Source organism: Ottowia sp. (assembly GCF_046348305.1).
Taxonomy (GTDB): domain Bacteria; phylum Pseudomonadota; class Gammaproteobacteria; order Burkholderiales; family Burkholderiaceae_C; genus Ottowia.
Window position 1 is genome coordinate 253,689 of record NZ_JAXMEM010000006.1, and the last position, 12,942, is coordinate 266,630.

Sequence of the window (12,942 nt, forward strand, 5' to 3'; positions counted from 1 at the left end):
GCGAGCATCCTGTCCAGACCAACCCATGGATCGAATCATGCGCTGCAAGTCCCTGAGAGTCCGTTTGGGCATTGCCGGCATCGCCTGCCTGGGCACCACGCTCGGCGCCTGCGGCGGCAGCGATCCGCCGGCGCCCAATCCCGACAGCGTGCAAGCCGCCATCACCCGGCTGGAGACGCAAATTCCGCAATGGATGGCCCGCACCGGCGTGCCCGGGGTGGCGGTGGCCGTGGTGTTTCGCGGCCAGACGGTGTACGCCCAAGGCTTTGGCGTGCGCCGCGTGGATCAAGGCGGCGCGGTCGATGCCGACACCGTGTTTCAACTAGCCTCGGTATCCAAGTCGGTGGGCGCCACGGCAATGGCCACCCAGATGCCGGGCGCCGCGGCAACCGCACAACCGGCGATCGACTGGAGCACGCCCATCCAGCGCCTGATGCCCGGCTTTGCGCTGGCCTACCCCAACCCGCAGACCAATGGCCGCCTCACCCTGGGCGATCTGTACGGCCACCGCAGCGGCCTGCCCGACCATGCGGGCGATCAGCTCGAAGACATCGGCTACGACCGCGCCGAGATTCTGCAGCGCCTGCGCGCGGTCGCACTCAGGCCCTACGGCAGCTACGACTACACCAACTTCGGCCTGACCGCAGCCGCCCAGGCCATGGCCCAGGCCCGCGGCACCGACTGGGCAACGCTGTCCGAGCAAGCGCTGTACCGGCCGCTCGGCATGGGCCGCACCAGCTCGCGTTTTGCCGACTTTGCGGCGCAGGCCAACCGGGCGTGGGGCCATGTGCAGGTAGACATCAGCTATGACACCTATGGCGCCCTCCCCGCGCGCTACGTGGTGCAACAGCCCCCGCGCCAGCCCGACGCGCAGTCTCCCGCGGGCGGTGTCAGCTCCAGCGCAACCGACATGGCGCAGTGGATGAAGCTGGTGCTGGCGCAGGGCCAGTGGCAAGGACGCGCGCTCGCCAGCCCCGCCGCCCTGCAAGCGGCCATGACAGCGCACCCCGATGGCAAATATGGCTACGGCTTCAACGTCGGCACCGATCCGCACGGCCACGCCAGCGTCTCTCACTCCGGCGCCTTCGTGATGGGCGCAGCCACCAGCTTCATCCTGTGGCCCGAGGCCCAGTTGGGCGTCACCGTGCTCACCAACGCGCAACCGCGCGGGCTGGCCGAAGCCATCGCCGTGCTCTTCGGCGAGCGCGCCTGGGACGACGCGCCCGCCGCCGACTGGCTGATGGCCATGCAGAACCTGGACGCGATGCACGGTCAGTACAAGCCCCAGGGCCGCCTGGTCGGCCAGCCGCCACCGGCCGCACCCACGTCACCGCCGCCATTGGCCAGCCTGGTCGGGCGCTACAGCAACGCGTACTACGGCGACGCCCGGATCGAGTTGAACGCCGCGGGCGACGCGCTGCAACTGGTGCTCGGTCCGGCCGCCGTGCGCCATGGCCTGCGTCACTGGGACGGCGACGTCTTCACCTTCGCGCCGCAGGGCGAGAGCGCGACGCCGGGCTCCATTTCGGCCGTGACGTTCACGCCGGGACAAATGCAAATCGAACGATACGCCGAAGACCTCGAGCACGGGCACTTCACCCGCGCCGCCGAGCAACCTTGACTCCCTCCAGTTCCAACACCCACAACCAATGAGGAACACAAGAATGAAACTGCTTCAACTATTGCTGGCCACCGTCGCTCTGCTGCTGGTCGGCTGCGGTGGCGACGACTCCGGCAACGCGGGCGACCCGACGCAGCGCATCTACGTGCTGGCGGCAAGCAGCGGCAACGCGAGCGCCGCCAGCGCCGGCCAGGACCTCGCCGTGACGCTGAGCGGGGTGGAGCCCGAGGTCGATTGGTACAGCGACCGCCCCGATCGGCTCACCGGAGACGCCAAGACGCAGGACTTCGTCAACACCGACTGGCAGCGCATCTACGGCGACGTGGCGCCCAACGCCCTGCTGCAGTTCCACATGGCGGGCGACGTGCACGGCGTATTCGGCAGCGTGCGCGACGTGGTCTATGACAGCAGCGCCCGCAGCCTGCGCCTCACCCTGCGCGTGACCCGCGCATCTGACGCCGTGGGCGCCCCCGCCGGCAGCTTCACCCGCCCAGTGCTCACCCTGCTCAACAACCTCAAGCCGCCCGCCGAGGGCTCCAGCTTTGCCCTGGCGGCCACCCGCACCTCGCTGGCAAAAGACAGCAATGGCGCCTGGCGACTGGAGATGCAAGGCGTAGACCCCAACGTGCTGTGGATGAACAACGCGCCCGCACGCAGCGCCGACGTCGAAAGCCTGGGCCAGTTCGTCAACCTGTGGCCCGAGCGCTTCAGCGCGGTGCTGCCCAACGCATCGGTGGCGGGCGACCCCGGCGATGGCGACTACGACATCATGCCGCTGACCCTGTCCGATCCGCGCTACGACGGCGCCAGCGGGAGCCTGAGCTTTGCCGCCACGCTGCTGGCCGGCCCGGGCGTGCCTGACGCCAGCACCGTGCTGAGCAATGCCGTGCTGTTCGTCGACGCGGGTGCCCGCGGCATTCCGTCCGAGGTGTTCGCACAGAACTGGCGTGGCGTGGCGTACTCGGCCATTCCGGCCAAGTTCCTTGCCGCACCGACGGGCGCCTTCTTCGACTCCGACACCACCGCCGACGCCTTCCAGGCCCTGTGGGGCAGCAAGAACGGCTGCGGGCGCAACGACCTGGACGCCATGGCTGCGCAAGGCATCAACCTCGTGCGCCTGTATGACTACAACTACCAGCGCGGCTCCAAGGATTGGGAAACGGGCGGCAACGGCCACATTGCCTTCCTGGACAAGGCACAGGCGCTGGGCATCAAGGTCATCATCCCGGTGTCCAACTACAACTTCAAGAACCAGGATGGTCCAAACCGCCCGTGGGACAAGATCGAGAACACGGTCACGCAGATCGTCGCCAGCGTCAAGAAAAACGGCGCCATCCACCCGGCCGTGCATTCCTTCAGCATCGGCAACGAACTGGACTTGAACCAAAGCGGTGAAACCTCGGCCACTCTGATCCCCAAGGCCGTGCGCGTGGCCAAGCTGCTGCACAAGCTGGCGCCCGACCATTACATGACGGTGCCGGTCAGCAACGCCGATGAGAAAAAGTTCTACGCCATGCTGCGCGATCAGCTGCCGCCCGATCTGTACCAAAACCGCTTCTACAACTCGGTGCAGACCTTCAAGCTCAAGAACGGCGACGACCTGAAAAACAACATCCTGCAGGCCTACGACGACCTGAAGCTGGGCGTGCCGCTGCTGATCACCGAGCTGGGCACCAACAGCCTGGCCATCGGCTCGGTGGACGCCAAGGTGGACGCCGTGGTGGGCCAGGCCAGCGCGGTGCGCGAGTACATGGACGCCAACCCGCAATCGCTGGTCAAGGGCTTCGCCATCTTCGAATGGCAAAACGCCAACTGGAAGCGCGACAACAAGCCCGACAACACCGAGAGCACCTTCGGCATCCACGCCTACGGCGGCACACTGTGCCAGTCCAAGACCGGCGAGTTCGGCATGTGGAACGCAAAGGAGAACTACTGGGCCTCCTTCCACGGCGACGAAACCTACGACGTCGACAAGCTGGCGCCTCTGACCAGCGCAGCCCACCCCGAGGGGCTGCTGGCGGCGCTGTCGAAGTACTTCAAGTAAGCCCTTCGATCCCCCATAAAAACAGCCGCCCGAGGGCGGCTGCTTGGTTTGGTGAAGCGCCGAGTCAGGCCGTCTCGCCGTAAACCGCGACGATGATCTCGGCATCCACGTCGGTGTGCAGGGACACGGCCACCGTGGTGTCGCCGATGGTCTTGATCGGGCCATTGGGCAGGCGGATTTGCGACTTGTGCACGTCAAAGCCCTGCTTTTTCAGCTCGTCGGCAATGTCGTGGTTGGTGACCGAGCCGAACAGGCGGCCGTCCACGCCGGCCTTTTGGGTCAGCTTGATGGTCTGCTCGTGCAGCTTGGCGCCCAGCGCTTGCGCGGCGGCCAGTTTTTCGGCGGCGTGCTTTTCCAGCTCGGCGCGGCGGGCCTCGAACTCGGCCTTGGCAGCGGCGGTGGCGCGGCGGGCCTGGCCGGTGGGGATCAGGAAGTTGCGGGCGTAGCCGTCCTTGACCTTGACCACATCACCCAGGGTGCCCAGGTTGACGACCTTGTCCAGAAGAATGACTTGCATGAATGGCTCCTTGCTCAGACGCGGTGCTGGTCGGTGTAGGGCACCAGGGCCAGAAAGCGCGCGCGCTTGATGGCGGTGTTGAGCTGGCGCTGGTAGATGGCGCGTGTGCCGGTCAGGCGGGCGGGCACGATCTTGCCGTTCTCGCCAATGAAGTCGCGCAGGGTGTCAACGTCCTTGTAGTCGATCTCCTCGACGCCGGCGACAGTGAAGCGGCAGTAGCGCTTGCGCTTGAACAGCAGCGACTGGGTGTTGCGCTTGGGACGCTTGTCCTTGTTGAATTTCTTGAATGCGGGCATTTTAAAAGCCTCCGTGAATGGGGTTTTGCTGAAAGTCTTGAACGTGAAGCACGACGTGCTTGCCTTGGCGGGGGCTGGCCAGAAAGCCACTGAAGCACCAACTGGAGCCGATGGGCTGGCGCGCCAGCCGCTCGGCCACCGTGCCCAAGGCAATCGCCCTGAGCTGCGCCTTGACCTGTCGCATCTGGCCGTCCTCCTGGATGCTCGACTCGTGTTCGAGCCGCATGTCCAGGGCCGGCAGACCGGCGGGCGTGTGGCGCAAGGCGCCGGCTTCGGCGAGGGTGGCGCTCAGACGCAGCTGATTGACCACCGACGCACCCACCGCCCGCGGGCAATCAGTTGGCGGCCTCCGCCTGCTGGGCCTTGCGCGCTTCTTCGCGCTCGACGCTCTTCATCATCGAAGACGGCGCCGTGTCGGCCTTCTTGCGCTGCACCGTCAGGTGGCGCAGCACCGCGTCGTTGAAGCGGAAGGCGTGCTCCAGCTCGCCCATCACGGTCTGGTCGGCCTCGATGTTGACGCACAGGTAGTGCGCCTTGCTCAGCTTGTTGATCTGGTAGGCCAGCTGACGGCGGCCCCAGTCTTCCACGCGGTGGATCTTGCCGCCGCCGGCGGTGACCATGCCCTTGTAGCGCTCCAGCATGGCCGGCACTTGCTCGCTCTGATCCGGGTGGATCAGCAAAATGATCTCGTAGTGACGCATTCAAACTCCTTGTGGATGGCGGGCCCCATGGCAAGGCCCAAAGAGAAAGCCGCCCCCGGCGTCGAACGGGATGCGGCAAGGAACCAAGAATTATAGCAGTTTGCGAAGTTCAGCCGTCCGCAGCGCCAACCACCACCCGCGGCGCCGAAGTCCGACGAGCCGAGAGGCCGCGGAGCAGGCCACGCCAGCGATCGCCGTGGCCGGGGTCTCCCCGGTCACTGGCGAGCCTTGCAGGCCGCGCCGGGCCAGTGGCCCGGCCCCTCGCCGGCCAACAAAACGTCCACCGGACCTTTTGTGCGCAGGCTCGGCCGCCTGCAAGGGGGCTGAGGTCTGGCGGCTCCAGATCTGCCTGCGCAGCACTGGAAAGATCGAAGGGACGCCGTCTCCGGCGGCGAGCACCCGGCGAAACATCGCGCAGCGAGTGGAGACTGGGGGGTGGCTTATTTCAGCTTCGACAGGCGTTCACGCCCGGCTTGCGCGGCCTCGGACTGCGGATAGGTCTTGATCAACCCGTTCAGCGTGGTGCGCGCGCCGGCCACGTCCTTCAGCTCGACCTGGCAGTTGGCGATGGACAGCATGGCCTCGGGCGCCTTGGCGTGGTTGGGCGCGGCCGCCAGCAGCGAGCGGAAGTTGGTGATGGCCTCCTTGTAGTTGCGCGTGGCGTACTGCGCGTTGCCCAGCCAGAACAGCGCAGCAGGCGCCAGCGCGCTGCTGGGGTAGCGCTTGACGAAGTTGGCAAAGCCCGTTTGGGCGCCGGCGTAGTCGCCCTTGCGAAACACCGCCAGCGCCGCGTCGTAGTCCTGTTTCTCGGCGCCGCCGTCGGCAGCCCCGGGGGCGCTGGTGCCCTCGGCATTGGAAGGTTGGGTTTTCTCCAGCTTCTGCAGCCGCTGCTCCAAGCCATCGAGCGCGCTGGTCTGGCGCTTTTGCAGCTCGGCGATCTGCTGCTGCAACTGCTCCTCCTGGCCTCGCGAGCGCGCCAGGTCGTCGCGCAGCAGCTGGATTTGCTGCTGCAAGTCGAGCATGCTGCGGCGCAGCTGGGTGTTTTCGTCCACCAGGCGGTTTTGCGCAGTGACGGCCTGGTCGAAGCGCTGGCGCAAGTCCAGGATGGCCTGGCGCGCCTGGTCGTCACCAAAAAGCTGGGCGTGCGCCGGCCACGCAAGCAGCACGGCGCCGGCCAGCGCCAAAGCGCGCAGCAGGGGTCTGGGCGTAGCGATGATCATGTTCACTGGTAGCGAAACTCGACGCGGCGGTTCTTGGCGTAGGCCTCTTCGCTGGTGCCTTCAACGGCCGGCTTTTCCTTGCCGAAGCTCACGGCCTCGATCTGGCTGTCGTTGGCGCCCACCAGGGTCAGGGCGCGGCGCACGGCCTCGGCACGCTTCTGGCCCAAGGCCAGGTTGTACTCGCGGCTGCCGCGCTGGTCGGTGTTGCCCTCCAGCACCAGGCGGGCGTTGGGGCGCGATTGCAAAAAGCGCGCGTGCTGGTCGATCACCGACTGGTAGTCGGGCTTGACGGTGTAGCTGTCATAGTCAAAATAAATCACCTTGGCCACGCCCACCGGGCCGGCCTTGTCGGCGGCCGAGGCGCCAGCCTGCACTTGGGTGACCGAGCTTTGCCCCGTGCCCTGACCTTGCGCTCCACCCGTGCCCGCGCCGGCGGCCGTCGACGAACCCTCGGCGGGTTGATCCAGCTTCACGTCGGAGCCGCAGCCCGCCAGCACCAGGGACAAGGCCATGGCGGCAAGCATGAAATAACGTTTGAACATCCTGTTTTCTCCTGTGTGTCAACAAAACTTGTCAGTGGCCTGGGGCGTCAAACACCGCCCACAGAGCGCAAAACCCAAAGAACCCATCGGCCGCGGAGCAGGCCATGCCAGCGATCGCCGTGGCCGGGGTCTCCCCGGCTACTGGCGATGCCCCCTTGAAGGGGGGAGGCGAAACAACGCGAAGCGTGTGGAGACTGGGGGTGATTCATGGATTTCAGCGCGAATACGGGCCCCAGGTGGGCTCGCGCAGGTCACCGGCCTGACCAGCCAGGCGCGCCTTGATCTTGCCGTCCACCGTGGTGGTCATGAGCGCCTCGCGCCCGCCCTGGCGGGTGGCGTAGACGATCAGCTTGCTGTTGGGGGCGAAACTGGGGCTTTCGTCATCGCCGGTGTCGGTGATGGCCGTCGAATTGCCGCTGGCCAGATCCATCACGTTCAGCTTGAACGCGCCGCCCGTGCGGGCGACGTAGGCCATCCAGCGGCCGTCGGCGCTGAGGTTGGGCGAAACGTTGTAGCTGCCGCCGAACGTGACGCGCTGCGCTGCACCGCCGCCCGCGGGCATGCGGTAGATCTGCGGCGCGCCGCCACGGTCGCTGACGAAATACAAACTCTTGCCATCGGGCGAAAAGGCCGGCTCGGTATCGATGCTTTGCGACTGCGTCAGGCGCCGCGGCTCGCCACCGCTGGCGCTGATCTGGTAGAGCTGCGAGCCACCGTCGCGCGAGAGCGTGATCACCAGCGAGCGCCCGTCCGGCGACCAGGCCGGTGCGCTGTTGGATCCCTTGAAGTTGGCCAGCAGGCGCCGGCGGCCGCTGGCGACGTCATGCACGTAAATGACCGGCTTGCGCGCCTCGAAGGATACGTAGGCCAACTGGCGCCCGTCGGGCGACCAGCGCGGCGAGATGATGGACTCGGGGCTGGACAGCGCCGGCTGCGCGTTCTCACCGTCGGCATCGGCCACCCACAGGGTGTAGCGCTTGCCGTTTTGCGTGACGTAGGCGATACGGGTGGAGAACACGCCCTTGTCGCCGGTCAGCTTCTCGTAGATGTAGTCGGCGCTCTTGTGGGCGGCCAGGCGCAGGTCGGCCTTTGGCACCACGTAGCCCTGCCCGCCCAGGTCCGCATCGCGCACCACGTCCCACAGGCGAAAGCGCACGTCCCAGCGGCCATCGGCCAAGGGTGACACGCTGCCGCCGGCCAGCGAATCGGCCCCGCGCTGGCGCCAGCTCGACATGTCCGGGCGCGTGGTCTCGTCCATCGCGGCGCCCGCGGCGTCCACGGCGCGAAACTGGCCGCTGCGCTCCAGGTCGGCGCGAATGATGGCACTGATGGGCTGGGGCGAAGCCGGCTCGCCACGAAACGGCACCAGGGCAATAGGCATCTGCGTCAGGCCCACGCCGGAAACCTCGACGCGAAACTGCGCCAGCGCCGGCAACGCGGGAGTCAACAGCAATGCGCCCAACAGGCTGCGCCGGTAGCCGTCTGGCACTCGGCGGAAGGAGGAGTCAATGTTCATGCAATGCGATCAGAAAACGGCCCGCAGCAGATAGCGCATGAGGGCCGATGTTACACATGTGAAGCGGCGCCAGGTCACAAACTGTAGCGCCGCCTTGAAAACCGTTGAGAGGGATCGCGCGGCCAATGGTTCCCGCGACCGCGCAGGGGCGTGCGACGGGACGCACAGTGCCGCCCCCTAGAATCGACGCTCTCCCGCCACCGCCCGCATGTCCGCCGAACCCACCCCAGACCCCGCCGTCGTCGCCTCGCTGTGGCAACGCCTGCGCCGCCTGTGGCCGTATTTCGGGCAGTATCGGACGGGGTGGTTTTTGGCCATCGGCGCCACTTTCATGAGCGCCCTGACCGAGCCCGCCATACCGGCGTTGCTCAAGCCCCTGCTGGACAAGGGCTTCACCGAGGGCGAGTTGCAGTTGTGGATGGTGCCCACCGCCATCATCGGCCTGTTCGTGCTGCGCGGACTGGCGCAGTTCGCCAGCAAATACGCGCTCTCGCGCATCGCCGCCGACGGCATGGTGGTGCTGCGCCAGCAGCTGTTCGAGCGCCTGCTGCACGCCGACCTGAGCCTGTTCTCGCGCCAGTCGGCCAGCCAGCTGGCCAACACCATCGTCTACGAGGTGCAGACCGGCTCCACCCTGCTGGTGCAGGCCCTGCTCAACCTGGGGCGCGACGGCTTCACGGTGGTGGCGCTGATGGCCTACCTGATCTACCTGAACTGGAAGCTGACGCTGATCGTGCTGGTGCTGGTGCCGGCCGTGGCGCTGATCCTGAAGGTGCTCTCGCGCCAGTTGTACCGGGTCACGCGCGAGAGCCAGGACGCCACCGACGAGCTGGCCTACGTGGTGGAAGAGAACGTGCTCTCGCACCGCATGGTGCGCCTGCACCAGGCCCAGACGCTGCAAAGCCGGCGCTTTGCGCAGTTGAGCCGGCGCCTGCGCGATCTGGCGCTGAAGGCCACGCGCGCCTCGGCCGCCACCATGCCCTTGTCGCAACTGGTGGCCGCCATCGCGCTGTCCACCGTGATCGCCATTGCGCTGTCGCAGGGGCGCAGCGGCGGGGGCGGCGGTGCCATCACGGTGGGCGGTTTCGTGGCCTTCATCGGCGCCATGCTGATGCTGGTGTCGCCCACGCGGCGCCTCGCCGACGTGGTGCATCCGGTCACGCGCGGGCTGGCCGCGCTGGAGCGCGGGCTGGAGCTGCTGGACACGGTGCGCCCCGAGCCCGACCCGCCGCACGCCAGCGCGCCCGCAACACCCGCGCGCGGCGACATCGCGCTGCACGGCGTCAGCGTGCACTACCGCGACGACGCCGCGCCGGCGCTGGACGGCGTGGATCTGGCTGTACGCGCCGGCGAGACGGTGGCCCTCGTGGGGCCCTCGGGCTCGGGCAAGACCACGCTGGTCAACCTGCTGCCACGCTTCGTCGCGCCCGATGCCGGCCGCATCGAGCTGGACGGCATCGACATCACGCAGTGGCCGCTGGCCGCACTGCGCGCGCAGTTCGCGCTGGTCGGCCAGGACGTGACCATGCTCAACGACAGCATCGCCGCCAATGTGGCGCTGGGGGCCGAGCCGATCGACCGCGAGCGCGTGCAGCGCTGCCTGGCGCAGGCCAACCTGGCCGAGCACGTGGCCGCCCTGCCCCAGGGCATCGACACGCGGGTAGGCCACAACGCCACCGAGCTGTCGGGCGGGCAGCGCCAGCGCCTGGCCATTGCCCGCGCGCTGTACAAGAACGCCCCCGTGCTGCTGCTGGACGAAGCCACGTCCGCGCTGGACACGCACAGCGAGCGCCTGGTGCAGCAGGCACTGAACACCGCCATGACCGGGCGCACCACCCTGGTCATCGCGCACCGCCTGTCCACCATCGAACGCGCCGACCGCATCGTGGTGATGGAGCGCGGCCGCGTGGTCGAGCAAGGCACGCACGCCCAGTTGCTGGCCCTCGGCGGCCTGTACGCGCGGCTGCACGGGCAGTCGGCACCCGCCCGCGCCGACGCGCCCTGAGCGGCCCTGCGCAGGCGCCGGCCCAAGCCCCCGCCGGCGACAATTTTTTTGCGGCGGGTGCAGCATGGGGCCGCGCTCCGGTACGATCGCGCCTGCGCTACCGCGCAAACAAGACGGACGGAGCGCCACCACCCCCGGCGTGCCGCCCGAGACCCTGCAACGAGGCACGCAACACGATTGCGAGACCGGAGACAGACCATGACAGTGCACCCAGCGCTCACGCTGCACGTGCCCGAGCCCACGGGGCGGCCGGGCCACAAGACCGATTTTTCGTACCTCAGCACCTCGCCCGCCGGCAGCGTGCGCCGCCCCCCCACCGACACCCCAGCCGCCGACACGGCCGACCTGGCCACCAGCCTGGTGCGCGTGCTGGACGATGAGGGCAAGGCCGTCGGCCCCTGGGTGCCGGCGATGCACCCCGAGCGCCTGCGCCGCGGCCTGCGTGCCATGATGAAGACGCGCATTTTTGACGCCCGCATGCTGAACGCGCAGCGCCAGAAAAAGCTGTCGTTCTACATGCAGTGCCTGGGCGAAGAAGCCATTGCCGTGGCCCACGCGATGGCGCTGCAGGACGGCGACATGTGCTTTCCCACCTATCGCCAGCAGGGCCTGCTGCTCTCGCGCGACGACATCTCGCTGGTCGAGCTGATCTGCCAGCTGATGAGCAACGAGCGCGACCCGATCAAGGGCCGCCAGCTGCCGGTGATGTACTCGTACAAGCGCGCGGGTTTTTTCAGCATCTCGGGCAACCTGGCCACGCAGGTGCCGCAGGCCGTGGGCTGGGCGATGGCCTCGGCCATCAAGGGCGACACAAAAATCGCCTCGGCCTGGATCGGCGATGGCTCCACGGCCGAGAGTGACTTTCACACGGCGCTGACCTTCGCCCACGTGTATCACGCGCCGGTCATCATCAACGTGGTCAACAACCAGTGGGCCATCTCCACCTTCCAGTCCATCGCCGGCGGCGAAGGCACCACCTTTGCCCAGCGCGGCGTGGGTGTGGGCCTGGCCTCGCTGCGGGTGGACGGCAATGACTTTCTGGCGGTGTACGCCGCCTCGCAATGGGCGGCCGAGCGCGCGCGCACCAACCACGGCCCCACGTTGATCGAGTGGGAAACCTACCGCGCCGGGCCCCATTCCACGTCCGACGACCCGAGCAAGTACCGCCCCGCCGATGACTGGCAGCGCTTTCCGCTGGGCGACCCGATCGCGCGCCTGAAAAAGCACCTGATCGCCATCGGCGAATGGACCGAGGCCCGGCACGAGCACACGCACAAGGAGCTGGAGATCGAAATCATCGCCGCGCAAAAAGAGGCCGAGCGCCACGGCACCCTGCTGGATGGCCGCGTGCCCAGCGCCGCGACCATCTTTGACGACGTGTACCACGAGATGCCGGAGCACCTGCGCCGGCAGCGCCAGCAGATGGGGGTGTAAGCCATGGCGGACAAAAAACCGGAATCCAAGACCGTCCCCATGACCATGATCCAGGCCCTGCGCTCGGGCCTGGACGTGATGATGGGCCGCGACGACAACGTCATCGTCTACGGCGAGGACGTGGGTTACTTCGGCGGCGTGTTTCGCGTTACCGAAGGCCTGCAGGCCAAGTACGGCAAGACGCGCTGCTTCGACGCACCGATCAGTGAATCGGGCATCGTCGGCACCGCCATCGGCATGGCCGCCTATGGACTCAAACCCGTGGTCGAAATCCAGTTTGCCGATTACTTCTACCCCGCCACCGACCAGATCGTGTCCGAGGCGGCGCGCCTGCGCCACCGCTCGGCGGGCGACTTCACCGCCAGCATGACGATCCGCATGCCCTGCGGCGGCGGCATCTACGGCGGCCAGACGCACAGCCAGAGCCCCGAGGCGTTTTTTACCCACGTGTGCGGCCTGCGCACCGTGATGCCCAGCAACCCGTATGACGCCAAGGGCCTGCTCATCGCCTCCATCGAGTGCGACGACCCCGTCATCTTTCTGGAGCCCAAGCGCCTGTACAACGGCCCCTTCGACGGCCACCACGACAAGCCCGTCGTGCCCTGGTCCAAGCACGACATGGGCAAGGTGCCCGAGGGCTACTTCAAGGTGCCGCTGGACAAGGCGGCGGTGTTTCGCCCCGGCAAGGCGGTGACGGTGCTCACCTACGGCACCATGGTGTGGGTGGCCGAAGCCGCGGCGCGCGAGAGCGGCATCGACGCCGAGATCATCGATTTGCGCAGCATCTGGCCGCTCGATCTGGACACCATCGTCGATTCCGTCAAGAAAACCGGCTGCTGCGTCGTCGTCCACGAGGCCACACGCACCAGCGGCTTTGGCGCCGAGCTGGTGGCGCTGGTGCAGGAGCACTGCTTCTATCACCTGGAGGCGCCCATCGAGCGCGTGACGGGCTGGGACACGCCCTATCCGCATGCCCAGGAATGGGCCTACTTCCCCGGGCCTTCGCGCGTTGCCGAAGCCCTCAAACGCGCTGTGGAGGGTTGACG

12 protein-coding genes are annotated in these 12,942 nt (G+C 67.5%); 5 read left to right on the forward strand and 7 right to left on the reverse strand.

Annotated elements, in window-relative coordinates; translation table 11 throughout:
* Positions 1-37 precede the first annotated feature (37 nt).
* Both U1F38_RS08870 and U1F38_RS08875 read left to right on the forward strand, forming a co-directional pair.
* Positions 38-1,621 (forward strand): serine hydrolase, encoded by a 1,584-nt coding sequence (locus U1F38_RS08870; RefSeq protein ID WP_409986687.1) that lies wholly within the window; start codon positions 38-40, stop codon positions 1,619-1,621.
* 43 nt (positions 1,622-1,664) lie between these two features.
* Complete coding sequence (locus U1F38_RS08875) at positions 1,665-3,665, forward strand: hypothetical protein (protein WP_409986688.1); 2,001 nt, start codon at positions 1,665-1,667, stop codon at positions 3,663-3,665.
* 64 nt (positions 3,666-3,729) lie between these two features.
* Here U1F38_RS08875 and rplI read toward each other — a convergent pair whose 3' ends face one another.
* From rplI to tolB, 7 genes are all read right to left on the reverse strand, one after another.
* Positions 3,730-4,182 carry a 50S ribosomal protein L9 gene (gene rplI / locus U1F38_RS08880; protein ID WP_409986689.1) on the reverse strand — a complete coding sequence of 151 codons (453 nt, stop codon included), beginning with the start codon at positions 4,180-4,182 and terminating at the stop codon, positions 3,730-3,732.
* Positions 4,183-4,196: 14 nt separating this feature from the next.
* The gene (rpsR, locus tag U1F38_RS08885; protein WP_409986690.1) at positions 4,197-4,478 is read right to left on the reverse strand and encodes a 30S ribosomal protein S18; all 282 of its coding nucleotides are present in this window, start codon (positions 4,476-4,478) and stop codon (positions 4,197-4,199) included.
* Position 4,479: 1 nt separating this feature from the next.
* The gene (gene priB / locus U1F38_RS08890; RefSeq protein WP_409986691.1) at positions 4,480-4,788 is read right to left on the reverse strand and encodes a primosomal replication protein N; all 309 of its coding nucleotides are present in this window, start codon (positions 4,786-4,788) and stop codon (positions 4,480-4,482) included.
* A 25-nt stretch (positions 4,789-4,813) separates the two neighbouring features.
* A complete protein-coding gene (rpsF, locus tag U1F38_RS08895; protein WP_409986692.1) occupies positions 4,814-5,179 on the reverse strand; it encodes a 30S ribosomal protein S6 in 366 nt (121 codons plus the stop codon).
* Between the two features lie 440 nt (positions 5,180-5,619).
* Positions 5,620-6,399, reverse strand: a complete 780-nt coding sequence (gene ybgF, locus U1F38_RS08900) for a tol-pal system protein YbgF (RefSeq protein WP_409986693.1) — start codon at positions 6,397-6,399, stop codon at positions 5,620-5,622.
* Positions 6,400-6,401: 2 nt separating this feature from the next.
* Positions 6,402-6,941, reverse strand: a complete 540-nt coding sequence (gene pal / locus U1F38_RS08905; protein WP_409986694.1) for a peptidoglycan-associated lipoprotein Pal — start codon at positions 6,939-6,941, stop codon at positions 6,402-6,404.
* A 214-nt stretch (positions 6,942-7,155) separates the two neighbouring features.
* Entirely contained in the window at positions 7,156-8,457 is a 1,302-nt protein-coding gene (gene tolB / locus U1F38_RS08910; protein ID WP_409986695.1) for a Tol-Pal system beta propeller repeat protein TolB, read from the reverse strand.
* 208 nt (positions 8,458-8,665) lie between these two features.
* Here tolB and msbA point away from each other — a divergent pair, with 208 nt between their 5' ends.
* From msbA to U1F38_RS08925, 3 genes are all read left to right on the forward strand, one after another.
* The gene (gene msbA, locus U1F38_RS08915) at positions 8,666-10,462 is read left to right on the forward strand and encodes a lipid A export permease/ATP-binding protein MsbA (RefSeq protein ID WP_409986696.1); all 1,797 of its coding nucleotides are present in this window, start codon (positions 8,666-8,668) and stop codon (positions 10,460-10,462) included.
* 198 nt (positions 10,463-10,660) lie between these two features.
* Positions 10,661-11,896, forward strand: a complete 1,236-nt coding sequence (locus U1F38_RS08920) for a 3-methyl-2-oxobutanoate dehydrogenase (2-methylpropanoyl-transferring) subunit alpha (RefSeq protein ID WP_409986697.1) — start codon at positions 10,661-10,663, stop codon at positions 11,894-11,896.
* A 3-nt stretch (positions 11,897-11,899) separates the two neighbouring features.
* Positions 11,900-12,940 carry an alpha-ketoacid dehydrogenase subunit beta gene (locus U1F38_RS08925; RefSeq protein WP_409986698.1) on the forward strand — a complete coding sequence of 347 codons (1,041 nt, stop codon included), beginning with the start codon at positions 11,900-11,902 and terminating at the stop codon, positions 12,938-12,940.
* Positions 12,941-12,942 lie beyond the last annotated feature (2 nt).

Excerpts from the sequence above, each read along its gene's own strand:
- U1F38_RS08870 (WP_409986687.1), top strand. The coding sequence starts at position 38 with ATGCGCTGCAAGTCCCTGAGAGTCCGTTTGGGCATTGCCGGCATCGCC.
- U1F38_RS08875 (WP_409986688.1), top strand. The coding sequence starts at position 1,665 with ATGAAACTGCTTCAACTATTGCTGGCCACCGTCGCTCTGCTGCTGGTC.
- rplI (WP_409986689.1), bottom strand. The coding sequence starts at position 4,182 with ATGCAAGTCATTCTTCTGGACAAGGTCGTCAACCTGGGCACCCTGGGT.
- rpsR (WP_409986690.1), bottom strand. The coding sequence starts at position 4,478 with ATGCCCGCATTCAAGAAATTCAACAAGGACAAGCGTCCCAAGCGCAAC.
- rpsF (WP_409986692.1), bottom strand. The coding sequence starts at position 5,179 with ATGCGTCACTACGAGATCATTTTGCTGATCCACCCGGATCAGAGCGAG.
- ybgF (WP_409986693.1), bottom strand. The coding sequence starts at position 6,399 with ATGATCATCGCTACGCCCAGACCCCTGCTGCGCGCTTTGGCGCTGGCC.
- pal (WP_409986694.1), bottom strand. The coding sequence starts at position 6,941 with ATGTTCAAACGTTATTTCATGCTTGCCGCCATGGCCTTGTCCCTGGTG.
- tolB (WP_409986695.1), bottom strand. The coding sequence starts at position 8,457 with ATGAACATTGACTCCTCCTTCCGCCGAGTGCCAGACGGCTACCGGCGC.
- msbA (WP_409986696.1), top strand. The coding sequence starts at position 8,666 with ATGTCCGCCGAACCCACCCCAGACCCCGCCGTCGTCGCCTCGCTGTGG.
- U1F38_RS08920 (WP_409986697.1), top strand. The coding sequence starts at position 10,661 with ATGACAGTGCACCCAGCGCTCACGCTGCACGTGCCCGAGCCCACGGGG.
- U1F38_RS08925 (WP_409986698.1), top strand. The coding sequence starts at position 11,900 with ATGGCGGACAAAAAACCGGAATCCAAGACCGTCCCCATGACCATGATC.